Genomic DNA, 25,194 nt, shown 5'->3' on the forward strand with positions numbered 1-25,194 from the left:
GAGTGCCCGATGCCGTGGGGCGGCGACTGCGGGGGCGGTTGCAGAGGCGATTGCAGAGGCAACTGGCGAGCTGCTAGCGGTCGAACGCGACGTCCTTCACCGGCAGCGCCGGCGCCTCCCACGCATAAGCGGGATGGAGCACATTGCGCTCGTCGTGCATGCCGGGCCAGCGGAGCTGCATCAGCTCGGCCAGCGTCCATCCGGCCCAGTCGGCGCGGAAGGGCCGGGAGCCTGTCGCCGCGTCGAAGCGCGAGTCGCTGCGCCACAGCAGCGCGGGAATGCGGTACCCCGAGGCCGTGCCGGGGCTGTGACCGGCGTGGTCGAGGCCGTGTCCGACCTCCTGCCCGTGATCCGACACGAACATCCAGGCGCCGCGTCCGCCGGCCGGCAGGTGGCTGCGCGTGAGCCGCAAGGTCTGCGCGACGATGCGGTCGTGATAGTGGATGGCCGCGTCGTAGTCCCGACGGAACTCGCGCACCCACGCCGCGCGACCGTCGCGCGCCATCGCGGTGTCCACGGCGTCGCCGTCGTCGTGGTCGAAGGGATGCTCGCCCGGCGGCATGCGCAGCCGGTAATGCGGATGCGCGCCCAGCAGATGCACCACCACCAGCTTGCGCGGCGCCGGATCGGCCAGCGCCGCTTCGACCTCGTCCAGCAGCTCGCCGTCCAGCGAGCCCGAGGAACGTCCCGGCTGCCGGTTGATCATCTCGACCACGTCGGCCAGCCGCGCATGCTGCTGGTCGACGGCGACGTCGTCATGGTTGCTCACCCACCAGACCTTGTAGCCCGCACTTTTGGCCAGCGCGAGGAGATGTTGCGTGCGGCCGGCGGGATCGTCGTCGTCGCGCTCGCCGAAGCTGAACAGGCCGCTGAGCGACGCGACCGTCGTGGCCTGCGTCGACCACGCATGACGCAGGGTCAGCAGCCGCGACTGTTCCTCGTCGCGCAGCGCGATCAGCTGCGGCGTCGTGGCGCGCGCGTAGCCGTAGAGACTCATGTTGTCGCGGTTCACGCTTTCGCCCAGCACCAGCATCACGGTCGACGGCGCAGCCGTCGCCACCGCGGGCGCCGCGGCGCGGGCATTGCGCATCAGCTGCTCGCGCTGGACCTGCTGGTCGGCCCAGTTGGCGCGCAGGTCCGCGACCTGCTGCGTCCACGCGGGCCAGAACAGCAGCGGATGGTGCCGCCGCCAGGGCTTGCTCAAGTGGGCGAGGGCGCAGACCGCGAGCACCGTCAGCAGCGCGATGCGCGCGCGCCGTGAGAGCGCCGCCTGATTGCCGGTCACGCGCGTGGCGAGCGTGATCGCGACGCCGGTGAGCGCGAGCATCCCGATCAGCGCGGCGACGGCCAAGGCCATCGCCGGCAGTTGCGAGGTGAGGTACTCGATCGACTCGCGAGTGGTCGTGTTGGCCGCCGCGGCGAGCACCAGCGAGCTGTCCGGCGCGGCCTGGTACGCACGCTGCAGGAAGCCGCGGACTGCGCCGTCGACGAGGAACGCCGAGATCACGAGGAAGGCCGCGGTCCAGCGCACGCGACGCCACGCAGGACGCTCGATGGGCCACAGCAGCCAGAGCAGGACGGGGAGGGCGAGCAGCCCGATCTGCGCCGCGCGGCGGCTCTCGTGGCCCGCCAGCACCGCGCCGGCACAGGCAAGCGTGAGCAGGCCCAGGGCGCCCCAGCGCAGCAGCGCGGGGCGCTTGACAATGGAATCGGACATCAGACCGGAGGAGGGAGCGAAGGCGCGGAGTCTACGCACCCGCTCACAACATCGGTCTCAGGACCTTCCAGACGTTGTCCAGCATCACCGGATGCGCCTTGGCCAGCGGATGGATGCGGTCGCCCTGGAACCAGTCGGCCATGTCCGGCCGGTCGGCCACGCCGGCCAGCAGGAAGGGCTGAAGCGGCACCTTCTCCTCCTGCGCGACGGTCTTGAAACTGCCCTCGAAATCGCGCGCGTAGCTCGCGCCCATGTTGGGCGGGATCTGCATGCCGACCAGCAGCACCTTGGCGCCCGCGTCCTTGCCGGCCTGCACCATGGCCTTCAGGTTCTCGCGCGTCATCTTCAGCGGCAGGCCGCGCAGCGCGTCGTTGCCGCCGAGCTCGATGATCAGGTGCGTCGGGCGATGCTGTTTGAGCAGCGCCGGCAGCCGCGAGCGACCGCCCGAGGTCGTGTCGCCACTGATGCTGGCGTTGACGACCTCGGCCTCGAGCTTCTGCGCCTTCAGCCGCTGGTCCAGCAGCGCCACCCAGCCGCTGCCGCGGGCGAGGCCGTACTCGGCCGAGAGGCTGTCGCCCAGCACGACGATGCGGCGTGCGGCCGCTCCTGCCGCGCCCGGTGTGCCCGATGCGCCCGGTGTGGCGCCGCCTTCGGTGCGACCTTGGGCCGCGACAGGCCCGGCCAGGGCCCCCGCCGCGACGAGGGTCGCGACACAGGCGCTACAGTGCAGCATCCATTCACGGCGGCGCATCTGCGGTTGATTCATGGTTCAGAACATCCTCGAAGTCGATCACGTCAGCAAGTCGGTCCGGGATGCCGACGGCGTGCTGACCATTCTGCATGACATCAATTTCCAGCTGCAGGCGCGGGAATCGGTCGCCATCGTTGGTGCCTCGGGGTCCGGCAAGAGCACGCTGCTGTCCATCCTCGCGGGCCTGGACACGCCTACCGAAGGCACGGTGCGCCTGCGCGGGCAGGACATGTTCGTGCTCGACGAGGACGGCCGGGCCGCGCTGCGCGGCGCGCACCTGGGCTTCGTGTTCCAGAGCTTCCAGCTGCTGTCGCACCTGACGGCGCTGGAGAATGTCATGCTGCCCCTCGAGCTGCGCGGCGAACGCGATGCGCGCGCGCAGGCCAGGCTGATGCTGGAGCGCGTGGGACTGGGGCAGCGCCTGTCGCACTACCCGCGCGTGCTGTCGGGCGGCGAGCAGCAGCGCGTCGCGCTCGCCCGCGCGTTCGTGCAGCAGCCGGCGCTGCTCCTGGCCGATGAGCCGACCGGCAGCCTCGACTACGCCACCGGCGAGCAGGTCATGGCGCTGATGTTCGAACTCAACCGGGAGCTGGGGACGACGCTCGTCATGGTGACCCACGACCAGAGCATCGCGGCACGGTGCGAGCGGCAGCTGAAGATCTCGGCCGGGCACCTGCAGGACATCACGATGGCGGATCTGCCCGCCTGAGCCTCAGGTCCGCAGCGCGCGTTCGCGCAGACGCCGTCTGCGCTCGTAGCGGATCACGGCCCACCAGCCGATGTAGACGATGACGTAGAGGGCCAGGCCCAGCAGGACGCCGGCGAGCGGCAGGCCCACGAGCAGCGGCGTGCCCAGTTCGGACAGCCATTGGCTCAGGGCGTGCCACCAGCTCGTCGGATCGCCCCAGTTCAGCGCCAGTTCCTTGGGGGCGGAGATCGGCCCGTGGATGCCCAGCACCTGACGGCCCAGGAAGATCGCCAGCGTCCAGATCGGCACCAGCGTCAACGGATTGGTCAGCCAGGTGGCCGCGATCGCGGCGGCGACGTTGGCCCGGCAGGCGATGGCCACCACGGCCGCCAGCAGCATCTGCGTCGGCAAGGGGATCACGCCCACCGCCAGGCCCAGTCCCGCGCCGAGCGCGACGCGGCGCCGGTGCGCCACCCACAGCCACGGCCGCTCCCGCAGGTAGAGACCCAGCCACTTCAAGCCTTTGGTCTGTTCGAGGGACTCGGGCGAGGGCAGCAGTCGGCGGGCAAGTCGGGAAGCCGTCATGGGAGCATCAGGATCAGGGAAGCCTCAGATGTGAAAAGCCCGCGCGGCTGACCTGCAGCGGCGCGGGCTCTGAACAGTACAGCAAAGACTGTTCGGATCGGCGATCAGTTCTGCGAGAACTTGAAGTCGGTCTTGGCCTTGGTGCGCAGTTCCTCCTGGAACTCCGCGACCTTCTGCTGCTGCATGCGCTGCATGATCTGGCCCTTGACGTCGTCGAAGGCCGGGAACTGCGCCGCGCGCGTTTCTTCCAGCTTGATGATGTGGAAGCCGAACTGCGACTTCACCGGTTCCTGCGTCATCTCGCCCGCCTTCAGCTTGGCCAGCGCGGCGCTGAACTCAGGCACGTAGGCATCCGGCGCGGACCAGCCCAGGTCGCCGCCGTTCTGGGCGGAACCGGTGTCCTTGGAGTTCTTGGTCGCGAGGTCCTCGAACTTCGCGCCGCCGTTCAGCTGCTTGACCAGCGCCTTGGCGTCTTCTTCCTTCTCCACCAGGATGTGGCGGGCGTGGAATTCGGTGCCCGAGGCCTGGGCCTTGAACTTGTCGTATTCGGCCTTGGCGTCGGCGTCGGTGATCGGGTTCTTCTTCGCGTAGTCGGCGAAGAGCTCACGGATCAGCAGCGACTGGCGCGCCAGTTCCATCTGGTTCTTGTAGTCGTCGGTCTTGTTCAGGCCGCGCTTCTCGGCTTCCTGCAGGAAGATCTCGCGCAGGACGACCTCTTCCTTCACCTTGGCTTCCATCTCCGGGCTGCGCGGCTGGCCGCCCTTGGTGATCTGGGTGATCAGCAGGTCGGCGCGAGCCTTCGGCACGGGCTTGCCGTTCACGATCGCGATGTTCTGAGCCAGGGCCGGCAGGGCGACGGCGCCGATGACCGCCACGGTGGCGGCGAGCACAAACTTCTTCATGATGGGTAAAGGGCCTTTCGACTCTCGGGTGAGCGTGAGCGCTCCAAAACAAAGCGCCGACTGGCGGCGCTACTGAGGACCTGGTTTCTGCTGTTCGTCGGGCGCGCGCGCGTCGATGGCGAGCGCGTGGATGCCCTTCTGCATCAGATCGGCGAGGGCATCATATACGAGCCGATGCCGATGCACCCTGGGTAAACCGGCAAAGCGCGCGCTCACGATTTCGAGGTAGTAGTGGCCCCCTTCGCGGGCGCCCGCATGCCCCGCATGGTGCGCGCTGTCGTCGCGCAGGCGCAGCGAGACGGGCGCCAGCGCGGCCCGCAGACGGGCCTCGATCTCGACCGAGGGCGTGGCCGCCGTCGGCGTCGGACCGGGCGCCGCCCCCGATGCCGACGGGGGATGGCCGCTTGCGCCGTCGCCGCTCATGGCTTGGTCTCCTCGGCGGGCGTCTCGGCGTCCTGAGGCAGATGGCGGCTCATGTAGACGCCCTGGCCCAGCGTGAACAGCAGGATCAGCCCGGTCGATCCGAAGGCCTTGAAGTTGGCCCAGGCCTCGGTGCTGAACGAGTAAGCGACGTAAAGATTGGCAAAACCCATCAGTCCGAAGAACGCCACCCAGGCCCAGTTGAGCCGCGTCCATGCGGCATCGGGCAGCGCCAGCTCGGCGCCCAGCATCTTGCGCAGCAGGTTCTTGCCCAGGAAGACATGGCTGACGAAGAAGGCCGCGGAGAACGCCCAATAGAGCATCGTCGGCTTCCACTTGATGAAGGTCTCGTTATGGAAGTAGACGGTGGCCGCACCGAGCGTGACCACCAGCCCCAGGCTGATCCACAGCATCAGGTCGACCTTGCGGCCGCGCAGCTTCAGGAAGAGCACCTGGGAGATGGTCGCCAGCATCACGACGAGCGTGGCGAGCAGCACGGGCGCCTCGGTCGGGCCGACCTTGCCGCCGGAGACCAGGAAACCCAGGTGCTCGGTGGCGAAGGCCGCCGCCCAGTCCGGCTGTCCGTCGGCGTACTTGAACGTGACGAAGAACAGCAGGAGCGGCAGGAAATCGAGCAGGAGCTTCATTCGGTCGGGATCGGGTCGGCGGCGCTCAGCGCTGGGGCTCGAAGTCTATCGCGGCGGAATTGATGCAGAAGCGCTCGCCCGTCGGTTCCGGTCCATCGGGAAAGACGTGGCCCAGGTGGGTGCCGCAGTGGTTGCAGCGGACCTCGACGCGGACCATGCCGTGCGTCGAGTCGACGACGCGCTCCACGACTTCGGCGTTGATCGGCTCGTAGTAGCTGGGCCAGCCGCAGCCGGCGTCGAACTTGGTGTCGGCCTTGAACAGCGGCGTGCCGCAGCCGACGCAGTTGTAGTTGCCGGCTTCCCAGTGGTCCCAGTACTTGCCGGTGAAGGCGCGCTCGGTGGCGGCGTGCCGGGCGACCTGGTACTGCGTCGGGTCCAGTTGCTCGCGCCATTCGGCGTCCGTCTTCTTCACGGGATAGGCGGTGTCGCGATCGCGGTCCTGGTCGGTCGCGTCTTGGATGAACTTGTCGTAGCGGCTCATGATGAACAGGAAACCTCCAGCGTTTGCGCCCAGTCGGGCGGGAAACCGGCGTCGGACGCCAGCGCGGGCTCGTCGAACGGACGGCGCAGCACGTCCAGCAGCCGGCGCACTTCGCTGAAGTCGCCGGCCTCGGCCTGCTGGATCGCCGTCTCGGCCAGGTGATTCCTCAGAACCACCGCCGGATTGACCGCGTTCATCCGTCGGGCACGGGTCGCAGATGCGTCCGCCGGCTCGATCTTCAAGCGCGCCGCATACCGCGCCGCCCACGCGTCGAAGCCGGCGCGGTCCAGGAACAGGTCCCGCAGGCCCGCGTTCCCCGGAGCTTCCAGCGCCTGCGCCGGATCGAAGCCCGCCAGCCGGCGGTGCGCGATCGTGTAGTCGGTGTGATGCGCGGCCAGCAGCCGCAGCCAGTCGTCGATCAGCGGGCCGTCCTCGCCGCGCTCGTCGACCTCCGCGCTCAGGCCGAGCTTCGCGCGCATCGCGCCAAGCAGCGCGGCACCGAAGCGGTCGCGGTAGATCTCGAGCGCCTCGACCAGCTCGTCGCCGGCGGCCTCCGCGTCGGTCTCGATGTTCGGCATCAGCGGCAGCAGCGCCTGCGCCAGCGCGTGCAGGTTCCAGAAGGCGACCTGCGGCTGCCGCGCGAACGCGTAGCGGCCCTGGTGGTCCGAGTGGTTGCAGATGTGGCCGGGATCGAAGCCGTCCATGAAGCCGAACGGGCCGTAGTCGATGGTCAGGCCCAGCATCGACATGTTGTCGGTGTTCATCACGCCGTGCATGAAGCCGACGGCCTGCCACTGCGCGACCAGCTCCGCGGTCTGCGCGGCGACCTTGGCCAGCGCGGCGGTCACCGGATTCGGCGCGTCGGCGCACTCCGGCGCGTGGTGGCGGAGGAAGAAGTCGAACAGCTCGCGCGTGCGGGCTTCCATGCCGTGATGGGTGAAGTGCTCGAAGTGGCCGAAGCGCAGGAAGCTCGGCGCGACGCGGGTGACGATGGCGCCGGTCTCGACGCGTTCGCGCTGCACCTTCAGCGAGGTCGAGCCGGTGATCGCGAGCGCGCGCGTCGTCGGGATGCCCAGCGCGGCCATGGCTTCGGAGCAGAGGAACTCGCGGATCGACGAACGCAGCACCGCGCGGCCGTCGCCGCGACGTGAGTAGGGCGTCAGGCCTGCGCCCTTGAGCTGGAGTTCGAAGTGGCCGTTCGGGCCGTCGACGCCGCCGAGCAGCAGGGCGCGCCCGTCACCGAGCTGTCCGGCCCACACGCCGAACTGATGGCCGCTGTACACGGTGGCCAGCGGCTTCATGCCGTCGAGGGGGGTGTTGCCGCTGAAGGCGGCGAGCGCGGCGGGGCGGGTCCACCAGTCCTCGGGCCAGCCGAGCAGGGCGGCGCAATCCGGGCTGGTCGCGACCCAATGGGGATCGGGCAGTCCGGTGCCGGGGAGTTCGGTGAAGAAGTCCGGACCGAGTGTCGCGAAGCGATGGGTCCAGCGTTCAGGCTCGGCGCCTGGGAAGTCCGCGTGGAGGGCCGCGTTGAGAGGCGCATTCATCGGGTCAGTTTACCGACGCCTTCATGGCCCTGCGGTGCCCGGGGTGGGGGCCGCGAACAAACGCCCCCCGGTGAGGCCGTTTCACGGAGGACGGAATGGTGCTTGGCGCCGGCCGCTGGCCCTCACCCCCACCCTCTCCCGCAAGCGGGAGAGGGAGTTCGAGCGGCTTACTTCTGACCCTCTCTACCGCTTGCGGAAAGCGCAGCCCTCGTTGCAACGACTCCCTCTCCCGCTTGCGGGAAAGCGAAACACTCGTTGCAACGGCTCCCTCTCCCGCTTGCGGGAAAGCGCAACACTCGTTGCAACGGCTCCCTCTCCCGCTTTCGGGAAAGCGCAACACTCGTTGCAACGGCTCCCTCTCCCGCTTTCGGGAAAGCGCAACACTCGTTGCAACGACTCCCTCTCCCGCTTTCGGGAAAGCGCAACACTCGTTGCAACGACTCCCTCTCCCGCTTGCGGGAGAGGGCAGGGGTGAGGGCCAGCGGCCGTGGCAAGCCGCCGTTCGAGGGTCAGCCGAGCTTGAAGCTCGCGACGGTTTCGACCAACTGCGCCGACTGGTCCTTGAGCGATTCAGCGGCAGCGGCCGACTGCTCGACCAGCGCCGCGTTCTGCTGCGTCATCTGGTCCAGCTGGCGCACCGCCTGCCCGATTTCCCCGAGGGTCAGCGACTGCGCCGCGCTGGAGGCGGAGATCTCGCCGATGACGCGGGTGACGCGTTCGACGCTGGTGACGATCTCGCGCATGGTGGCGCCGGTGTCGCCGACCAGGCGCGAGCCGCCGTCCACGCGTTCGACCGAGGCCGAGATCAGCGACTTGATCTCCTTGGCGGCTTCCGCGCTGCGCTGGGCCAGCGAGCGGACTTCGCTCGCGACGACCGCGAAGCCGCGGCCCTGCTCGCCGGCGCGCGCCGCTTCCACCGCAGCGTTCAGCGCCAGGATGTTGGTCTGGAAGGCGATGCCGTCGATGACGCCGATGATGTCGGCGATCTTGTTGGACGACTGCTGGATCTCGTTCATCGTCGCGACGACCTGCTCGACCATCGCGCCGCCTCGGCCGGCGACCTGCGAGGCGGTCTGCGCCAGCGCGTCGGCTTCACGCGCCGATTCGGCGTTGAGCTTCACCCCTTCGCCGAGCTGCGCCATCGCGGCCCCGGTCTCTTCGAGGCTGCTGGCGGCCTGCTCGGTCCGGTTGGACAGGTCGGCGTTGCCGGTGGCGATCTCGGACGACGCGTGGCGGACCTGGTCGGCGGAGGAGCGCACGCTGGCGATGGTGCTGGCCAGGCGCTGCTGCATCTCCTGCAGCGAGCGGCGCAGCGCGGCGACCTCGTCGGTGCCGGCCACGTCGGTGCCGCGGCGGCTCAGGTCGCCGTCGGCGATGGCCTGGCTCAGCGACTGCGCCTCGGCCAGCGGCTCGGTCACCGAGCGCGTGATCACCAGCGCGATGCCCACGCCCAGCACGATCGCCACGGTCATCAGTGCGATCACAAGGTTGCGGGTGCTTTCGGCCTCGGCCTGCGCCTCCAGGCGCGCGGCCTGCAGCAGGTCGCGGGTGTGCTCGGCGAACTTGTCGATCGCTGCCAGGTAGTCGTTCATCGCCGGGATCAGCTGCGACGCGGCGATCGGCTTGATGTCGCCGCCGCCTTCCTTGACCTTGATGGCGGCCTCGCGGGCGTCCTGGTACTTCTTGCGGGCCGCGCCGATCTCGTCGATCAGCTTGTTGCCCACCGGCTCGGTGATGTTGTCGTCGAGTTCCTTCTGGATCTTGTCGATGCGCGCCGACAGCTCCTTCGACCGCGAGGTGAAGGCCTTGACGAAGTTCTCGTCGTCAACGACCAGCTGCACGATGCGGCGCTGGATGTTGCCTTCGGTCAGGCCCGACCACTGGCGCGAGATCTCCAGCGTGTGCATGTCGACCTCGACCAGGCGCTCGATGCGCTGGTGCAGCATCGACACCCGGATGACGCCCACCGCCGAGGCCACGGCCATCAGCACGATCACCAGCGCGAAGCCGGCCAGCACACGGCTACGCAGCCGCCAACGATTCAGATTCAGCATGTCGGGAGTCCTTCTTCTTCGCGGCAGTCCGCTCGCGCGGGCGTCGAACCCGGTGGGCGGTCTTGTCAGCATTGGAATGTTTGATACGCGGACGCGATGCTGCCTGTCGAAGGTGAAAACTGATCGGTTGATATGCGGGGTTTGCCGTGAACAAAAGCGCGGAAGGCGTTTTCGCGAACCCGTGTGTGGGCTTATCGCCTCAGGCTGGCGGCGACTTGTGCGAGATGCGTCCAGTTTTGCGGGCCATGGCGCCGGGCTCAGCCCGACTTTGCACCCGGCTTCACACCCGACCCCGGTGGCGGCGGGATGTCGAAGAGATTGATCGTCTGCGGCTGGTCCAGCACGAGGTCCGATCGCGCGCAGGCGACGCAGGGGAGGATCCAGCCTTCGTCCTTCTCCTCGCGGGACAGGCCGGGCCAGTCGATGCGGTAGTCGATGCGGCCGGTCACCAACTTCGCGATGCAGGCCCGGCAGGTGCCGTTGCGGCAGGAGTGCGGCAGGCGCAGGCCGTGGTCCAGCGCCGCCAGCAGCAGCGTCTGGTCCTCGGGCGCGTCGAAGCGCCAGCCCTGGGGATGGAGCTCGACGGCGTGGACGGCCAGCGCGGCTGCGGCGGGCGGGGCGGGCGAGGGCAGGGAAGGCGCGCCGGAGTCCTCGGCGGCGTCATGGGCGTGATCCATGGTCGCCATCATGCCGTGCGCTAAGCTCGCCCGATGCCTCACGTATCGACTTCCACCCCGCTGAACGGCGAGCCCGCCGTCCAGGCCGCCCAGGTCTTCTTCGACCGGCTCAACCGCGACTACGTCGCGGTCCACAAGCGCAAGGAAGACCTCTTCTGGGCCACCTACATGGCCACCAGCGAGGACCACGAGGGCTTCGGCCGCGCGGAGACCGACTACAAGGCCTTCATCTCCGATCCCGAGACGCTGCGCGCGACGCGCGCGCACCTGGCGGCGGTCGAGTCCGCGGTGGACGCCGCGCCGACTGGCTCAGGCTCGGGCTCGGGCTCGGGCGCCGGTCGGGATGCGCGCCAGGCGCTGGCCCACGGACTGCGTGGCTGGCTGGGCGTGTTCGAGGCCAACATCGTCGACAACGACGAAGGCCGCCGCCTGATGGCCGAGCTGATCGAGGCCGAGCGTGTCCTCTTCGCCAAGCGCAAGGACTTCGCGCCGACGCACGTCAACGACCGCGGCGAGACCGAATCCGCCACGCTGACGATGCTGTCGACCAACCTCGCCACCAACCCGGACGAGGCGCGCCGCCGCAGTTCCTACGACGCGCTGCACGGCCTCGAGCGCTGGGTGCTGGAGAACGGCTTCCTGGAGATCGTCGCGCTGCGCAACCGGCTGGCGAGGGCCCTGGGCTTCCCCGACTACTTCGAGATGAAGCTGCGCAAGAACGAGCGCATGACGAAGGCGGAGCTCTTCGGCGTGCTCGACGACTTCGTCGCCCGCACCGAAGCGGCGCAGCAGCGCGCGCACGACGCGCTCGCCGCGAAGCACGGTCCCGACGCGCTGGCGCCCTGGAACCTGCGCTTCCACAGCGCCGGCGACGTGACGCGCCGGATGGATCCGTACATGCCCTTCGGCCCCGCGCTGCGGCGCTGGGTGCGGAGCTTCCGCCGGCTGGGCATCCAGTACCGCGGCGCGACGATGCGCCTGGACCTGCTGCAGCGCCCGGGCAAGTACCAGAACGGCTTCTGCCACGGCCCGCTGCCGACCTGGTTCGACGAGCAGGGCCGCTGGCATGCCGGCGAGATCAACTTCACTGCGGAGGCCAAGCCCGACCAGGTCGGCAGCGGCGCGCGGGCGATGATGACGCTCTTCCACGAGGGCGGGCACGCGGCCCACTTCGCCAACGTGACGCAGAACTCGCCGTGTTTCTCGCAGGAGTTCGCGCCGACCTCGATGGCCTATGCGGAGACGCAGTCGATGTTCTGCGACAGCCTGCTGGGCGACGCGGACTGGCTCAAGCGTTATGCGCGCACCGTCGACGGGCAGACGATCCCCGACGAACTGATCCACGACCGCATCGCCTCCGCGCAGCCGATGCGCGCCTTCGACGAACGGGCGATCGCCGTGGTGCCGTATTTCGAGGCGGCGCTGTACGCGATGGCCGGCGAGGAGCGCACGCCGGAGGCCGTGCTCGCCCTGGCCCGCGCGACGGAGCGCCGCATCCAGGGCGTCGACCGCGCGCCGCGCCCGATCCTGGCGATCCCGCACCTGCTGAACCAGGAGTCGGCGGCCTCGTACCAGGGCTACCTGCTGGCCCACATGGCGGTCTACCAGACGCGGGCGTTCTTCCTGCGCCGCGACGGCTACCTCACGGACAACCCGGCGATCGGGCCGGCGCTCGCGCAGGCCTACTGGGCGCCGGGCAACAGCCTGTCGCACGACGCGACGCTGCGCCGGCTGACCGGCGAGGGCTTCTCCGCCCGTTACCTGGCCGAGGCCTGCGACGAGACGGTCGAGCAGGCCTGGGCGAAGGCGCAGGACCTGCTGGAGGCGTCCGAGCGCCGCGGCGAACGCGCCGACGACGGCCCGCCCTTGGATGCGCATGTCCGCGTCGTCCACGGCGCGGAGCTGCTGGCCGACAACGGCGACGGCGGCGCGGCGGCGGAGCAGGCGATGTTCGATCGCTTCGAGCACTGGATCAGCGCGCACTACGGCGCGCCGGCGTCGCCGACAGCCTCGGCCGCCGCGCATTGACCGCCTCGTGAAGTACCTGCAGGGTTACGCGCCGGCGCTGGTCGCGCAGGCGCAGCAGTTGCTGGAGGCGGGCGAACTCGGCCCGCTGCTGGCGCGCAAGTATCCGGACCCGCACGAGGTCCGCAGCGACAAGGCGCTGTTCGACTACACCCAGGACCTCAAGCAGCGCTTCATGCGCAACGCGGGGCCGCTGGCGCTGGTCGCCTACGACGCCAAGCTCAAGGTCATCCAGCATGCGCTGGGTACGCACACGCGGCAGGCGGTGGTGCACGGCAACCGGCTCAAGACGCGGCGCGAGATCCGCGTCGCGACGCTGTTCCGCGAGGCGCCGGCGGAGTTCCTGAAGATGATCGTCGTCCATGAGCTCGCGCATCTGAAGGAGCTGGAGCACGACAAGGCGTTCTATGCGCTGTGCCACCACATGGCGCCGGACTACGCGCAGCTGGAATTCGACGTGCGCCTGTGGCTGAGCGTGCGTGATGACGAAGAGAAGCGGGCGAAGCGCGATGCGAAGGGCGCCGCCGACGAACTCTGATCACGCTTCGGCGCGGGAGTCTCCCGTGGTCTGAACCAGCACCGGCGTTGTGTAGCCGGCGACCGCAGACCGGAGCTGTGTCGCGAAGTTGTAGATGTCGTCCAGCGACGCCAGCGGAAACTGCTCTTCCTCCTTTGTCTCGTTGAACAGGCCAATCCTCAACTTCTGGGTGTTGTTGAACCGCAGACGGCAGATCGGTTTGCGGTTGTTGTCGTCCAGCAGGATGGCGCAGTAGCTCTGCGCATCCCGCATGACCACCCGACGTGTGGCGACCAGCTCCCGCACGATGGAACGGACGATATGGAATCCTTCCAGTTCTTCTGCTGTCGTGACGACCTGCGCTTCCTTGGCCGGGTTTTCCGCCGGCGCGGCGGGTACGGCAGTCGTAGAGGGCAGCACCGGAAGAGGTTCGGTCAATGAAGGCGATTCGGGGCTCATCGCACCCTTCAGCCGATCGTTGATCTTCTCGCCGATGAGTTGCTCGAATGCCTGGCGAGTGATCGCGGTGAACTGTTCCTTTACCGAGGCCGTGAACTTCCTGCTGCCCAGCAGATCTGTCGACACCAACCTCACGAAGTCTTCTGACGGCTGGGTCAGCCACTCGGCAAGGCGGGTCTGGATCGCACGCGTGTACTTGAGGTGAGTGGCCGTGTTGAGGATGTTCTCGACGTCGAACGAAGGCTTCGCAAACTTCTTCAATTCTTCGACGTCGCGTTCATTGAAATCGAGGATGTTGAACTCGAAGAACGGCTTCTCATCCATCTTATTCGGCTTCTCCAGATCGGTGAAAAAGCGATAGATAAGACCGTTGGTGAGCACACCGAATCTGGCGTCGGTGACATGGAAGTAGCGGAACAGCTGACCTGCGTGATCGATGCTGAGGCTACCGCCCGACTTCTTGCATTCGAAGAGCATGATCGGCTTGCCATCGCGAAGGATCGCGTAGTCGACCTTTTCCCCCTTCTTCATCCCGACGTCCGCATTCAGTTCCGGCGTCACTTCCATCGGATCGAAGACGTTGTAGCCGAGGATCTGAATGAACGGCATGACCATCGCATTCTTCGTGGCTTCCTCCGTCTGGATCATGTCCCGCGTATTGGCTATCCGGTTGGAGAGCACGCGAAGGTGGTCGATGAAGTCCATGTTGTACTCCCTGATCTTTGATGCCCGTTCATATCAGGTTGCCGTCGACGTGCGGGACAGGATCCACGCGCGCGTCCTCAAGGTTGAGGATGACTGGCTTGGCGGGGTGTATCCAACAAATGAGGGCCGTCGGGATCAGTGATGGCAAGTTGTTAATTGACTGCATCCGAGCGGTGCATGAGAGTCCGTCGGAGACTCTCTAACCGGTGGCCCTAGCCGCAAGGTTGGAAACGAAGCCCGTCATACCTTGGCAAAAGCAACCTCGCCGGTGCGCACTGCCTATGAAGGTTTGACGACACAAGGTGCGCCGGCGTCGGGCTGCGCTGAAGCGCTCGACGCGGGTCGATAGATGTGCGAGCGCTTGTGGATATGCTGATAGTTCTCGTAGTACTCGTGCAAATTCATGTTCTGCGCCACGGACGAGCGGTGATGGAATCCTCGTTCACCCCACATGAGCCACACCAGCGTCTTACCCGATTGCGTCAAGTAATTGTCGAGTAGGTCACGGCGTAGGTAGCTGAAAGAGCCGCTGATCTGCGATCCGTATTCACCGACTTCGCGATACAGGGACGCTAGGCCTGAAGCATCATTCAAGTCCCATTTGTTGGCTTGGTACGTGAGATTCAACGCCACGCAGATCGCCTTCGAGGGCAGAACCGCACCGCTGTTCTGGTTCATCACGCTGTGGTAGCTCTCCCAGTTGTACTTCTGCACTGGGATTTCGACGGAGACGCCATTGCCGGACCAACGATCCGCAGACACCATGTGCTCGCAGCTGTCGTCCTCTTGCTCATCCGCCGCAGGCAGCCCCGGCACTGAGGGGAAGGGCATCTCGCCCGCATACGTGTAGTAGTACTCCGGTATGTCCGGAATGGCATCATTGCCGGGGTAATCGAGGCCACCGAACAGCGTGCACAGACGGTCAACGTCTCCACATTCCACGAGCACGCCTCGTATAAACGAAAAGACCTGCCGGTCATCATCTGCGGTCTGTTCGAGAAATCCATCGAGCACGATCCAGGGACCGATCGAGCCATCAATCTCTGCGATCTGGAGGAAGTCCAGGTAGTCCGGTTGCGGCCCGCCCACCATCCAGCCACCAATGTCTGTAGGCTGACCGTTGAACAAGTCAGGGAGGGCCAGATCAAGGACCGGGGCTTCGAGCGGGAACGTCGGATCGATGTCTGCATCCGAGGGACGTGCGCCGCGTCGCTCGTCAAGCAGGCCCTGCGAGTGCCTGACGCCCCACATCTCGAAGTAGGCGATCCAGCCATACTTTTTCCCGTAGCGATCGACCTTGTGCTTGTCACTGCCGATACGAGGACCGGAGTTCATTTGCCGGTCCACGATCTCGAACTGTTGGGGGTCATATCCAAGCACCAGCATTCGGGAAACGATCGCGGGCAGCACTTGTTGGTACTGTGGGTTGGCGTCGTCGTAGTTCGACCGACCGGGGATCAGCCTCCCCATCGTGTAGTTCCCGAAATCCATGCGAATCGCCGCACGCCTCGTCCGTTCAATCACATCCGCGTCGAACTGCGGCAAGCTCGAAAACGGGCTGGGAAGATGACTGAATGGCGGAAGGAGATGTGCTGCCTCGTTCTCTGACAAGCACGTCGGATTGATCATCTGCGCAATGGCGATGATCCCCAATCCGTACTGTCGGTACAGAGCGTGGCAAGTAGGATGCATAGCGCTAGGCGCGAACATCGCTTGATAGATCTCGCGCGCAACTCTAGGCAGGGCCTCGCGCATCCCCACGGCGTTGACATCGGACCAAGTGGTCAGTGCCGCCCCATAGGCTGCGGCCAACATCCGCTCGGGCACATAGGGGTCTGAGATACCAATGGCATCGATTGCCAGCTGGAAAAACTCTGCGGGTCGCTTGACGGCGAAGTCGTACAGGGTCTTCGTGGCAAGGTCACGCAGGCTTCTAGAGGTGGAGGTGAGCGTCCACATGACCCAGCGGGCCCGCCGGATCTCCCGCCCGTCCAGCGCTCCTGATGTCCATCTAGCCGACAGGAACGTGAAATCGCCTTCTGTTTCCTCCGAGTTCCCGCGAATCCACTCGGTCCAGAACAGGTCGCGCTGCGTGTTGGGCATTGCCATCAACACGCCATTAAGGAAGTCCACGTCAAACGGATGTGCTCGCGCCGCCCTCGTACTCCGGAGTTTCTTGAAGGCGAGCTGTGCGAACTTCTTCGACTCCTGCATTGCGCGCGCGAACCGCCACACCGTTTCCCGGTCAATCTGTCCTGGATCGGATTGCACCGTCAATAGGAGAGCGTTCATGACGAGGATCTCGTCTGAAAGGTCTTGCCAGAGCTGGCGCCTGCTGGTCCGCTCTGGGTACAGACCCACCAAAGCTTGGAACACGTCATAGGCGAAGGTGTGCGATCCAGCCTGATTGAATTTCAGCTGAGCACTTCCTTCGTCGCTTTGCAGCCATTGCGCCAAGGACGACGGTCTGGAGAGCAGGTAGCACGCCATCATGTGGCCGGCCATCAGGTCGTACGAGAACGCGATGCCTTGGCCGCCTTCTCCAAAGGTCGTCCGAACGAGGACTCCTTCAGATTCCAGCGCGCGCACAACGCTGGCGTCCCAACTGCCTACGTCTCCAACGGCGGTCCGCACAGCTCGGAACTCAACGCTTCTCGCGTTGCCCTCCCAGAGCAAGCGCGCGATCGTCAGCAGCGCCTCTTGCACTTCCTGTTGATAGATGCGATTCCCCGTCGAAGACAGTTCGGCAATTCGCGCGGCAACCTTTTTGAAGTGCTCTTCGAATAGGCTTGCGAGCGAGGTAGGCAGTGCTTCTACGCCGACAACATTCTGGCGACGAGCGTTCGCCACCTCGCAAAAAATCCTCAGTGTCAACGGATGCTGTAGGAACTCGATGGGTAGGTCCGCGTCTGTGGCGTCGATCTTGTAGTAGCTGAAGTACTTATCTATGGCCGCTTGCGGATCTTCCTGAAACCCATTGTGCTCAATCCTGGAAAAATCCTCGGGCAGGCACATTGGCGCGAACTCATTGCGCAGTGTGACAACCAACAAGACGTAGGGGAAATCCTTCAGCAGCTCATCCGCACGAGCGAGCTCATCTGCCCAGTTTCTTGGGTCTTCCGCCTCATTCAGACCGTCAATGACGATGGGGATGCGCTTACCCGCTCGCTGGCCGGCGGCATCGACGGCTTCAACCAACCGGTCGAAGCTCTCCGCAGATGTGCCCGAGATCTTGAAGGCAGCCACGAGGTCGTCGAGCGTCTGCCCTGCGTGAAGATTCTTCCCCAGCAGCAAGACTCCTCCGGGGTAGTCGCCATCGACATGCGTCACCTTGACAGCCAGCTCGGACTTTCCTTCGCCGGCAGCCGCAAGCACGGAGACGGCTCGCACGCTGGTCGACCGCTCCAGTCCGAGCAACGCGTAGGAAACTGCATGGAGGTCGGCGACCAGGTTCGTCGCCAATGGAGCCCCCTCAGAACGCGCCCCACGTAGCTTCGAGAGCAACCTGTCGTAGCGCACCGGCTGCGGCGGATTCGAAGCGAGCGACTGCGCTACAGCCTCGAAGTCCCCCTTTTCGAGCGCAGCATGCAAGTCAACGAGCAGGTCAGCCAGTCCCGTGGCCCTGGCCAAGAGCGCTTCGACTTCAGCCTTGATTTCTGTTCTAAGGTGCGCCGTCTGCGACGAGACTTCAGTGCAGGTCTTCCCGATAGCACCTGAGAGCTTCTTCAATGATTCCCACGCACTCAAGCGGCCCAGATGCTTGAAGACCTTCGTCTCTGCCCCAACAGGAACATGGACGTCTGGCTGGTACCGGCGCTTGAACGGAGCTGCGGCGAGCTTGTGCTGTTCGGCGAGGTGATCAGGCGTCAGAACAAGCTCGCCGAAATAGGTTTGCCGAAGTAGCGCTGCTGGACCCACCAGAAGGTCCTCGATGTCGGCTGCGGTCAGCAGGTCCAACTTGAAGTCGGGGAAGCGGTCCTGTTCCAGAGCGAAGAACCACCGTTGGTCGTCTGCCGTCAATGTGTGTCGCGTCCAGAGCTTCCAGTCGGTCACTCCTTTGACATGGATTTGCGTCTTCTCCATCCCCTCGATGATCGTTTTGCGGCGCGCGGCTCCCAGGCTCTCTCCGTTCTCCAGGTCGTACCACTTGCATTGCCAACCAACCCAGCGTGGCGGCGCTCCAAGATCGCAAGACTCAGTCAGTTCGAGGTGGAACTCCACCCCAGGCTGGTTCGCGCGTTGTTTGAAGCGACCGAAGCGACCGTAGTGACGGCGTACCAGAGCGCGGCAAAGCTTTTCGAAGTTCTCGGTCGCGGCGCCAGGCAGCTCGCGGAAGACGTCCCAATTGGCTTCAGGCATCGGCGTGTTCTCCGTCAGCTCGCGTTGGCGGAATCGGCCGGGTAATCGTGTGCCGAGAAGATTTCAACTTTCGCCCCGGCTTCGATGAACAGCTTCACGAACGCGGATACGTCAGCTTCGTCTGTCTTGACCGTGATCTGGTCGTGTTCACGCTCGAGTCGATGGTCCGATACCAACTGGCCTAGTTCAGCGGGCCCCAAGGTGTTCAGTCTCAGGCTTCGCAACAATGAGAGCATGTCCTCCGAAAATCTCAGATCTTCCGGGTCGGGGGCGAAGGCAAGTGAGTGGCTTTCATCCTTTAAAGCCTGCTCACCCAGTTTCTCGATGTCTTTCTCGACCTTCTCTGCGTCCTGCGCCTTCTTGAATTTGCCAATTAGAACCAAGTTCATCGAGTGCTCGGACCCGTATCCGCTCCAGATCTTCATGATTGCCTCTCCCGTTTGATATTGAAGGTGGTGCCAAGTCGCTTGAGCGCCGAAATGACTCCCGAGTCGTCGATCTTCGCGCCCACGGTCGCGTAAGAACTTGCGCGCAGCGTGCCGGACGCGTCGATATGTGCGTAGGCCTGAAGGCCTCGCTCATTGGGGATCGGGTCGCATGTCGGAAGCCCCGACGCACCCGCTTCACTGACTGTCAAACGAACAGTGCCTCTGTATTTTGAGACCCAGTCCTGGAGCGATAAATTGGCTGCTTCGCCCATGCCCGCAACCACGCTGGTTTGTTGCTGAGGCAGCAGCAGCAATTCGCTGGCCCCCACTGTCTGCGCGAGCTCGGCCACTGCGTCAAGTTCTGCGACCGTCCGCTCGTTGACTACCACATTGATCCCAAAGGGCGACAACGTCGCGATTGACTCCATAGTTCGGAGCAGGCTAGCAAACGGCTTGCCGCGCTGCTCTTCATAGGTGCGATCCACGCCGTCGACGCTGATGCGTACAAAATGGACTGAGCCTCTGAGCTGCTGGACCAGTTGCGGCGTCAGCCTATGTCCATGCGTCGTGAAGGTGACTGCCAACTGAGTCTCTTGCGCCGCTCGTCTACATATATCGACGAAGTCGGGGTGCAGTGTCGGTTCGCCGCCGCCAAAACCGACGCCTAGGCATCCTTCAGTGTCCAGCTCTTTCAACCAACCAAGCACCTGTTCTGTACGCAGCGACGCCTTGTGCTTCGGCGCGTAGCAGTATGCGCAATGAAGGTCACAGACATTGGTGAGTGCGATGGATACTTGGCGAGGGGAGGCTGACCATGTCGCCTCGGTCGGCCGCAGCTCGTCCAGCAGGATATTCACCCCAGAGGCTCGGTCGAAAAGGTGAACCCCGTTCGGACCGAATCGGGTTCGCATTGTTGCCAAGGCCACCTCAACCATTGCAAAACGCAGCTGTCGTTTCAATCGCGCGTAAAGCGACCTGTTGCGCAGCGGCGCGCAAAGCTTCCAGCGGATAGGTTTCGACGACCAACCCGTCATAGGAGACCTCGAAGCCCCTCACGCTCCCCGCGATGTCGGCTGCCGTCTCAATCGCGTCACTGATCGAATTGAAGCCCGCGGCGCTGTCGATCACCTCGCTCGCAAACTTGATCTGGTACTCATAAAGTTCGGGCGCGAGCTGCCGGATGTCCATGCGGGCGATGAAGGAGCGGTTGTGTCTAGCCATGCGAGGCTCCCTCCAGATTCGGATGCATCACGCCCCTCCGAGAGTGCAATTGCGACTGTCCCATTGCCGCCGACTTCTTGGCGCAGACTGAGCAGGTCGTAATCTTTGAACTCTGACCAGACCTGAATGCCAGTAGGTTTGGGGCGAGAACGCGGGATCGGTTCGACGTAGAGACGAACCCAACGTGCCGACATGAACTCGGCCATCGGGTGTACCGCTCGCCTGGAGCCGAACTGCATCGATCACCGTAGCCTTTGCGCAGGAAGACGCGGCCTAACTGAGCGACGATGCACAGCGCGTACTTCAGGATCTCGGGTGAGGCTTTGTCGCAATCCGCGTGGACTGCGACGCGGGTGTCCACCACCGCTTCGTTAGTTGTCATGTGAGCTCCCTTTGCGACCCATGATATTCACTTAGCCATGATCGATGAGGCGTGGTCGACCCTCGAATGGGGAGGTTGATCGCGGCAGCATGGGGCGCAGAAGTCCTTCGGTGCCGCGGTCCGCATGTTCCATGCGTGCCTTGTTGGCATCTCCCGTCCGCGTCATTGGCGCCAAGCAATCCATGTTGGCGCTGCGATACTCGGCCCATGTCCTCTGCAAAGAAGCTCCAAGAGGCAGCGTTCTTTATCGAACTGCTTCATGCCCTGGAAGAACGGGGTACGTCTCTGACTTGGTGCGACGACCCGGCGCTCGAGGCGTCGTTCCTCTTTGCCGCTATCCTCAATGCGTTCTACTCGACGATCGTGATGATGGAGGAGGAGGGCGTGAACGCGAAGGCGTTCAGGGCCGCCCATCCAGCTATCTACGCGCACGGCCGCGGGGAGCGCGCAAAGACCGTGCACAAAGCTCACGTCGAGACCGCGCACTCCGGTTACATCCCTCCTCGCGGAGACAAGGTCGTACTAACTTTTCGCAGACTGCCTCGACTTGCGCCGGTTACGGAATCAGTTCCCGGCCGCGCCGTTCTGTCCTTCAGGGCGGAGCACTACATGCACATCGAACTGACGGATAGGAAGGTGCATGCGCTCCAATTTTGTGAAGAGCACTTGGCTGAGCTGACAGCATTTCGCGCCCAAGTAACAACGACCTAGTTGCGGTGCAGCGCTCAATCGGATCGAGGCGCAGTTCCCGTTAGATGGCCACTCCAGGATCCGCCTTGATCAAGTTCTTTTGGCGAAGGCGAACCGAAGGCCTGACTACGGCTCGCCTTTGCTCAGCAAGATATGCGGCCCGAACTCCCACGTGTGGAAAGCGTCCGACCGTCTTTATTTGAGCCAGACGGACTTTATTTGTCGGGGACTAGGGAGACAGCGAGTTAAGACGTCGGCTTCAGTGTGTTGCCGTTTTTTCGAGCAGTGCTATCGCCACCGTTGTGAATCAACGGCTTGCACGCTCACTGCGCAGGTTCTGCACTGCCTTATCCACAGCCGGTGGGGGCGATCCGCTATGCTGTCGGCCTTCTTGACGTCGCCATCCACGGACGGCCGCCACGAGCGGCACGCGCCTGTTTCCGGACTTGTCACCCCTGCCTCCAATGATTCTGCTGGCGCCCATGGAGGGCCTGCTGGACCACATGCTGCGCGACACGCTGACCCGTGTCGGTGGCGTGGACCGCTGTGTCTCCGAGTTCATCCGCATCACCGACCGGCTGCTGCCGCGCCGCGTGTTCACGCGCATCGTGCCGGAGCTGCTCCACGGCGGACGGACGCGCGCCGGCGTGCCGGTGCGGGCGCAGCTGCTCGGCTCCGACCCCCAGTGCCTGGCCGAGAACGCCGCGCGGCTCGCCGAGCTCGATCCGGAAGGCATCGACCTCAACTTCGGCTGCCCGGCCAAGACGGTGAACCGGCATCGCGGCGGCGCGGTGCTGCTCGACGAGCCGGAACTGGTCGGCGAGATCGTCGCCGCGGTGCGTCGCGCGGTGCCGGCGCATCTGCCGGTGTCGGCCAAGATGCGGCTGGGCAACGAGGATCGCGGACGCATGCTCGATTGCGCCCGCGCGATAGAGGCGGCCGGCGCCTCCGAGCTCGTCGTGCACGGCCGCACCAAGCGCGACGGCTACAAGCCGCCGGCCTACTGGGACCAGATCGCCGTGCTGCGCGAGGCGGTGAACATCAACGTCGTCGCCAACGGCGAGGTGTGGACCGTCGAGGACGCGCTGCGCTGCCTCGAGGAATCCGGCTGCACCTCGCTGATGCTGGGGCGCGGCATGGTGGCCGATCCCGGATTGGCGCTGGCGGTGCGGGCGGCGCGCGGCCTCGCGCGCGGCGGCGCTCACGGCGCTGGGCAAGGCGCTGGGCAGGGCGACGGGCTGGACGCCACCGCGTTGCCGTGGTCGGACGTGATCCCGCTGATGGAGAGCTTCTTCGCTCAGGTGCGCCGCAACGTGGCGACGCGCCACCAGGCGGGCCGGCTCAAACAGTGGCTGCACTACCTGCGCCGCCGTTATCCCGAGGCGGACGAGACCTACCAGCGCGTGCGCACGATCAACGCGCCGGACGTCCTGGCCATGACGCTGTTCGGCCGTCCGCTCGATCCGACAGCGCCGCCGCCCGACAGGGAGGACGACGACATCGTCGACGCCTTCAACGCCTGCGAGGCGGACGAACCCGCCTCGGACGAGGCCGCTGAAAGCGCCTCCGATCCCGATCAACAACAAGACAGCGACTCGCTGATCGCCGCATGACCGCTTACCGCCTGACCTCGCGCCTGCTGGCGCTCGCCGCCGCATTGGCGCCGGTGTTCGCCGACGCCGCGTCGACCACGCCCGCCGCGCCGACGACGGCCAAGGACGTCGTGCCGCTGACGCTCGAACGCGTCCTCGGCGATCCGCCGCTGCAGGGCCGCCTCGTGCGCCAGGCCGAGATCTCGCCCGACGGCGCGTGGGTCAGCTACCTGCGCCCCTCTGAGACCGACAGCGAGCAGCTCGAGCTGTGGGCGCAGCCCGCGGCCGGCGGCGCGCCGCGCAAGCTGGTGTCGGCGGCCGACGTGCTCGGCGGTCGCAGCCAGCAGCTGACCGAGGCCGAGCGCATGGCGCTGGAGCGCAAGCGGATCTCGCAGGGCGGCATCACCGGCTACCAGTGGTGCGGCCCGTCGGGCAAGGCGCTGCTGTTCCCGCTGTCCGGCGACCTGTACCTCGTGCGCCTGGGCGAGCAGGGCCCGAAGGCGCAACGGCTCACCAACGACGAGCAGGTGCCGGAACAGGATCCGACCTGCTCGCCCGACGGCAGCCGCATCGCCTACGTGAAGGGCGGCGAGCTGTGGGTGCAGCCGCTCGACGGCGACGGCGCCGCGCGCGCGCTGACCCAGGGCGCGACGGAGACCCGTTTCTGGGGTCTGGCCGAATTCATCGCGGCCGAGGAACTCAGCCGCCAGCGCGGCTACTGGTGGTCGCCGGACGGGAGACAGTTGCTCGCGCTCAACGTCGACGAGCGCGACGTGCCGGTAAAGACGCGCGCGCAGATCTTCTCCGACCGCACGACGATGACGCAGCAGCGTTATCCGGGCGCCGGCGAGAACAACGCCCGTGTCACCGCGTGGACACTGCAAGTGGCGGACGGCCGCATGACGCCGCTGCCGCTGCCTTCGGACGCGGAATATGTCGCCCGCGCCGGCTGGTTCGGCGACGGCACGCCGTGGCTGCAGACGCTGACGCGCGACCAGCACAAGCTCGTGCTGACCGAATACGCCCACGGCGCCGGCCCGGGCCGCACGGTGATCGACGAGCGCGATCCGGCGTGGGTCGAGGTGCATGACGACCTGCAGGAGATCGACGGCCTGACGCTGTCGGGACAGCCGGCGCTGCTGTGGTCGAGCGAGTCCTCGGGCCGCCGCCAACTGGTGCTGGTGGACCGCCGCACCGGCGAGCGCCGTCCGCTGACGAACGAGCCCGAGCCGGTCGCGCACCGCGTGTGCAGCGACGGCAGGACCGTGGTCTACGCGGCGGCGCGTGATCGCGGCCGCTCGCGCGAGCTGTTCGCGATCGACCTGAACGGCACGAGCCGGCCGCTCGACGGCGCGCAGCCGCGCCAATGGCGCGACGCCCGCGGCGACGGTGATTGCTCGCGGGTCCTGGTCACGCGCGGCGCGTGGGGCGAGCCGCCGGCGCTGTCGTCGCTGCAGGCGGTGAATGCGGCCACGGCCAACGCCAAGCCTGTGGCGCTGCCGGGCGACGCTCCGGACGCGCTGCTCGCGCGCATCGTGCCCAAGCCGGAGGTGGTCGACATCCTCGCCGCCGACGGCCGCACGCCGCTGAACGCGCTGTACTTCGCGCCGCTGGACGGCAAGGCCGGATCGCACCCGGTGATCACGATGGCCTACGGCGGCCCCGGCACCTCGACCACCAACTGGAACTGGAGCCGCGACACCGCGCTGATCGCCTACTGGCAACGGCAAGGCTACGGCGTGTTCACGCTGGACACGCGCGGCATGCAGAACCGCGACCGCGAGTTCACGCGCGCGCATCGCCTGGCCTTCGGCGCGGTCGACGTGAACGACCTGTTCGCCGCGGTGCGCCAGCTGCCGAAGCAGGTGGCGGGCGTCGATCCCAAGCGCATCGGCTTCTTCGGCTGGTCCTACGGCGGCTTCCTGGCAGAGCGCGCGATGCTGGACGCCGACACGCCGCTGGCGTCCGCGGTGGCGGTCGCGCCGCCGACGGACTGGACGCTCTACGACACGGCCTACACCGAGCGCTACCTCGGCATGCCGGAGGCCGGCAAGGACGGCAAGGACGTTCAGAGCGACGCGTACCGGCAGTCCAACCTGGTCTTGCGCGCGAAGCTTCTGACCAAGCCACTGCTGATCGTGCACGGCACGGCCGACGACAACGTGCTGTTCGAGCACACGCTGCGCCTGACCGAGGCGCTGCAGAACGAGGCGCGGCCGTTCGAGCTGATGATCTACCCGGGCAAGGCGCACGGCATCGCGGGGCGCAGCGCCAAGCTGCACCTGTACCGCACGATCGACGCCTTCTTCGCGAAGACGCTGGCGCGCTGAGCGCCGGCCTCACGAGACGG

The 25,194-nt window shown here is 66.0% G+C and carries 21 protein-coding genes; 6 read left to right on the forward strand and 15 right to left on the reverse strand.

Features of this window, described 5'->3' with window-relative positions:
• Window positions 1-73 precede the first annotated feature (73 nt).
• On the reverse strand, window positions 74-1,717 hold the full coding sequence (locus AC07O8_RS11680; RefSeq protein ID WP_495048188.1) for a phosphoethanolamine transferase: 1,644 nt from the start codon (window positions 1,715-1,717) through the stop codon (window positions 74-76).
• Between the two features lie 43 nt (window positions 1,718-1,760).
• Window positions 1,761-2,450 carry an arylesterase gene (locus AC07O8_RS11685; RefSeq protein ID WP_495048635.1) on the reverse strand — a complete coding sequence of 230 codons (690 nt, stop codon included), beginning with the start codon at window positions 2,448-2,450 and terminating at the stop codon, window positions 1,761-1,763.
• Between the two features lie 31 nt (window positions 2,451-2,481).
• Between AC07O8_RS11685 and AC07O8_RS11690 the strand changes: the two genes are divergently transcribed.
• A complete protein-coding gene (locus AC07O8_RS11690; protein WP_495048189.1) occupies window positions 2,482-3,177 on the forward strand; it encodes an ABC transporter ATP-binding protein in 696 nt (231 codons plus the stop codon).
• Between the two features lie 3 nt (window positions 3,178-3,180).
• On the opposite strand, the gene AC07O8_RS11695 is transcribed toward AC07O8_RS11690, so the two are convergent.
• From AC07O8_RS11695 to AC07O8_RS11730, 8 genes are all read right to left on the reverse strand, one after another.
• Window positions 3,181-3,741 (reverse strand): DUF2062 domain-containing protein, encoded by a 561-nt coding sequence (locus tag AC07O8_RS11695; RefSeq protein WP_495048190.1) that lies wholly within the window; start codon window positions 3,739-3,741, stop codon window positions 3,181-3,183.
• Between the two features lie 104 nt (window positions 3,742-3,845).
• Window positions 3,846-4,643: a peptidylprolyl isomerase gene (locus AC07O8_RS11700; protein WP_495048191.1), complete on the reverse strand. Its 798-nt coding sequence runs from the start codon at window positions 4,641-4,643 to the stop codon at window positions 3,846-3,848.
• A gap of 69 nt (window positions 4,644-4,712) precedes the next feature.
• On the reverse strand, window positions 4,713-5,066 hold the full coding sequence (locus tag AC07O8_RS11705; protein WP_495048192.1) for a BolA family protein: 354 nt from the start codon (window positions 5,064-5,066) through the stop codon (window positions 4,713-4,715).
• Window positions 5,063-5,710 carry a septation protein A gene (locus tag AC07O8_RS11710; protein ID WP_495048193.1) on the reverse strand — a complete coding sequence of 216 codons (648 nt, stop codon included), beginning with the start codon at window positions 5,708-5,710 and terminating at the stop codon, window positions 5,063-5,065. The genes AC07O8_RS11705 and AC07O8_RS11710 overlap by 4 nt, the downstream gene beginning before the upstream one ends.
• Before the next feature lie 25 nt (window positions 5,711-5,735).
• The gene (gene msrB / locus AC07O8_RS11715; protein WP_088409021.1) at window positions 5,736-6,191 is read right to left on the reverse strand and encodes a peptide-methionine (R)-S-oxide reductase MsrB; all 456 of its coding nucleotides are present in this window, start codon (window positions 6,189-6,191) and stop codon (window positions 5,736-5,738) included.
• Window positions 6,188-7,735: a protein adenylyltransferase SelO gene (locus AC07O8_RS11720; protein ID WP_495048194.1), complete on the reverse strand. Its 1,548-nt coding sequence runs from the start codon at window positions 7,733-7,735 to the stop codon at window positions 6,188-6,190. The genes msrB and AC07O8_RS11720 overlap by 4 nt, the downstream gene beginning before the upstream one ends.
• 509 nt (window positions 7,736-8,244) lie before the next feature.
• Window positions 8,245-9,789 (reverse strand): methyl-accepting chemotaxis protein, encoded by a 1,545-nt coding sequence (locus AC07O8_RS11725; protein WP_495048195.1) that lies wholly within the window; start codon window positions 9,787-9,789, stop codon window positions 8,245-8,247.
• A gap of 257 nt (window positions 9,790-10,046) precedes the next feature.
• A complete protein-coding gene (locus tag AC07O8_RS11730) occupies window positions 10,047-10,388 on the reverse strand; it encodes a 2Fe-2S iron-sulfur cluster-binding protein (RefSeq protein WP_495048636.1) in 342 nt (113 codons plus the stop codon).
• 111 nt (window positions 10,389-10,499) lie between these two features.
• On the opposite strand from AC07O8_RS11730, the gene AC07O8_RS11735 reads away from it, so the two are divergent.
• A complete protein-coding gene (locus tag AC07O8_RS11735; RefSeq protein WP_495048196.1) occupies window positions 10,500-12,494 on the forward strand; it encodes a M3 family metallopeptidase in 1,995 nt (664 codons plus the stop codon).
• A gap of 7 nt (window positions 12,495-12,501) precedes the next feature.
• Window positions 12,502-13,029: a M48 metallopeptidase family protein gene (locus AC07O8_RS11740; RefSeq protein ID WP_495048197.1), complete on the forward strand. Its 528-nt coding sequence runs from the start codon at window positions 12,502-12,504 to the stop codon at window positions 13,027-13,029.
• On the opposite strand, the gene AC07O8_RS11745 is transcribed toward AC07O8_RS11740, so the two are convergent.
• From AC07O8_RS11745 to AC07O8_RS11765, 5 genes are all read right to left on the reverse strand, one after another.
• Window positions 13,030-14,172, reverse strand: a complete 1,143-nt coding sequence (locus AC07O8_RS11745) for a type I restriction endonuclease (RefSeq protein ID WP_495048198.1) — start codon at window positions 14,170-14,172, stop codon at window positions 13,030-13,032.
• A 279-nt stretch (window positions 14,173-14,451) separates the two neighbouring features.
• Complete coding sequence (locus AC07O8_RS11750) at window positions 14,452-18,531, reverse strand: NACHT domain-containing protein (protein ID WP_495048199.1); 4,080 nt, start codon at window positions 18,529-18,531, stop codon at window positions 14,452-14,454.
• Window positions 18,532-18,545: 14 nt separating this feature from the next.
• Window positions 18,546-18,956, reverse strand: a complete 411-nt coding sequence (locus AC07O8_RS11755) for a DUF6375 family protein (protein WP_495048200.1) — start codon at window positions 18,954-18,956, stop codon at window positions 18,546-18,548.
• A complete protein-coding gene (locus AC07O8_RS11760) occupies window positions 18,953-19,816 on the reverse strand; it encodes a radical SAM protein (protein WP_495048201.1) in 864 nt (287 codons plus the stop codon). Before AC07O8_RS11760 ends, AC07O8_RS11755 begins: the two co-directional genes overlap by 4 nt.
• Window positions 19,817-19,886: 70 nt before the next feature.
• Entirely contained in the window at window positions 19,887-20,180 is a 294-nt protein-coding gene (locus tag AC07O8_RS11765; RefSeq protein WP_495048202.1) for a hypothetical protein, read from the reverse strand.
• Between the two features lie 589 nt (window positions 20,181-20,769).
• Between AC07O8_RS11765 and AC07O8_RS11770 the strand changes: the two genes are divergently transcribed.
• The 3 genes from AC07O8_RS11770 (at window position 20,770) to AC07O8_RS11780 (ending at window position 25,174) form a co-directional block, all read left to right on the forward strand.
• Window positions 20,770-21,273: a hypothetical protein gene (locus AC07O8_RS11770; protein ID WP_495048203.1), complete on the forward strand. Its 504-nt coding sequence runs from the start codon at window positions 20,770-20,772 to the stop codon at window positions 21,271-21,273.
• Between the two features lie 443 nt (window positions 21,274-21,716).
• Complete coding sequence (locus AC07O8_RS11775; protein WP_495048204.1) at window positions 21,717-22,865, forward strand: tRNA dihydrouridine synthase; 1,149 nt, start codon at window positions 21,717-21,719, stop codon at window positions 22,863-22,865.
• Window positions 22,862-25,174, forward strand: a complete 2,313-nt coding sequence (locus AC07O8_RS11780; protein ID WP_495048205.1) for a S9 family peptidase — start codon at window positions 22,862-22,864, stop codon at window positions 25,172-25,174. The genes AC07O8_RS11775 and AC07O8_RS11780 overlap by 4 nt, the downstream gene beginning before the upstream one ends.
• Window positions 25,175-25,194 lie beyond the last annotated feature (20 nt).

This window comes from Roseateles sp. GW821-FHT09G09 (genome assembly GCF_059415965.1).

What these genes read in the sequence shown, in the direction of transcription:
- AC07O8_RS11680 (WP_495048188.1), bottom strand. Translation starts at nt 1,717, where the DNA reads ATGTCCGATTCCATTGTCAAGCGCCCCGCGCTGCTGCGCTGGGGCGCC.
- AC07O8_RS11685 (WP_495048635.1), bottom strand. Translation starts at nt 2,450, where the DNA reads ATGCTGCACTGTAGCGCCTGTGTCGCGACCCTCGTCGCGGCGGGGGCC.
- AC07O8_RS11690 (WP_495048189.1), top strand. Translation starts at nt 2,482, where the DNA reads ATGGTTCAGAACATCCTCGAAGTCGATCACGTCAGCAAGTCGGTCCGG.
- AC07O8_RS11695 (WP_495048190.1), bottom strand. Translation starts at nt 3,741, where the DNA reads ATGACGGCTTCCCGACTTGCCCGCCGACTGCTGCCCTCGCCCGAGTCC.
- AC07O8_RS11700 (WP_495048191.1), bottom strand. Translation starts at nt 4,643, where the DNA reads ATGAAGAAGTTTGTGCTCGCCGCCACCGTGGCGGTCATCGGCGCCGTC.
- AC07O8_RS11705 (WP_495048192.1), bottom strand. Translation starts at nt 5,066, where the DNA reads ATGAGCGGCGACGGCGCAAGCGGCCATCCCCCGTCGGCATCGGGGGCG.
- AC07O8_RS11710 (WP_495048193.1), bottom strand. Translation starts at nt 5,710, where the DNA reads ATGAAGCTCCTGCTCGATTTCCTGCCGCTCCTGCTGTTCTTCGTCACG.
- msrB (WP_088409021.1), bottom strand. Translation starts at nt 6,191, where the DNA reads ATGAGCCGCTACGACAAGTTCATCCAAGACGCGACCGACCAGGACCGC.
- AC07O8_RS11720 (WP_495048194.1), bottom strand. Translation starts at nt 7,735, where the DNA reads ATGAATGCGCCTCTCAACGCGGCCCTCCACGCGGACTTCCCAGGCGCC.
- AC07O8_RS11725 (WP_495048195.1), bottom strand. Translation starts at nt 9,789, where the DNA reads ATGCTGAATCTGAATCGTTGGCGGCTGCGTAGCCGTGTGCTGGCCGGC.
- AC07O8_RS11735 (WP_495048196.1), top strand. Translation starts at nt 10,500, where the DNA reads ATGCCTCACGTATCGACTTCCACCCCGCTGAACGGCGAGCCCGCCGTC.
- AC07O8_RS11745 (WP_495048198.1), bottom strand. Translation starts at nt 14,172, where the DNA reads ATGGACTTCATCGACCACCTTCGCGTGCTCTCCAACCGGATAGCCAAT.
- AC07O8_RS11750 (WP_495048199.1), bottom strand. Translation starts at nt 18,531, where the DNA reads ATGCCTGAAGCCAATTGGGACGTCTTCCGCGAGCTGCCTGGCGCCGCG.
- AC07O8_RS11755 (WP_495048200.1), bottom strand. Translation starts at nt 18,956, where the DNA reads ATGAAGATCTGGAGCGGATACGGGTCCGAGCACTCGATGAACTTGGTT.
- AC07O8_RS11765 (WP_495048202.1), bottom strand. Translation starts at nt 20,180, where the DNA reads ATGGCTAGACACAACCGCTCCTTCATCGCCCGCATGGACATCCGGCAG.
- AC07O8_RS11770 (WP_495048203.1), top strand. Translation starts at nt 20,770, where the DNA reads ATGTCCTCTGCAAAGAAGCTCCAAGAGGCAGCGTTCTTTATCGAACTG.
- AC07O8_RS11775 (WP_495048204.1), top strand. Translation starts at nt 21,717, where the DNA reads ATGATTCTGCTGGCGCCCATGGAGGGCCTGCTGGACCACATGCTGCGC.
- AC07O8_RS11780 (WP_495048205.1), top strand. Translation starts at nt 22,862, where the DNA reads ATGACCGCTTACCGCCTGACCTCGCGCCTGCTGGCGCTCGCCGCCGCA.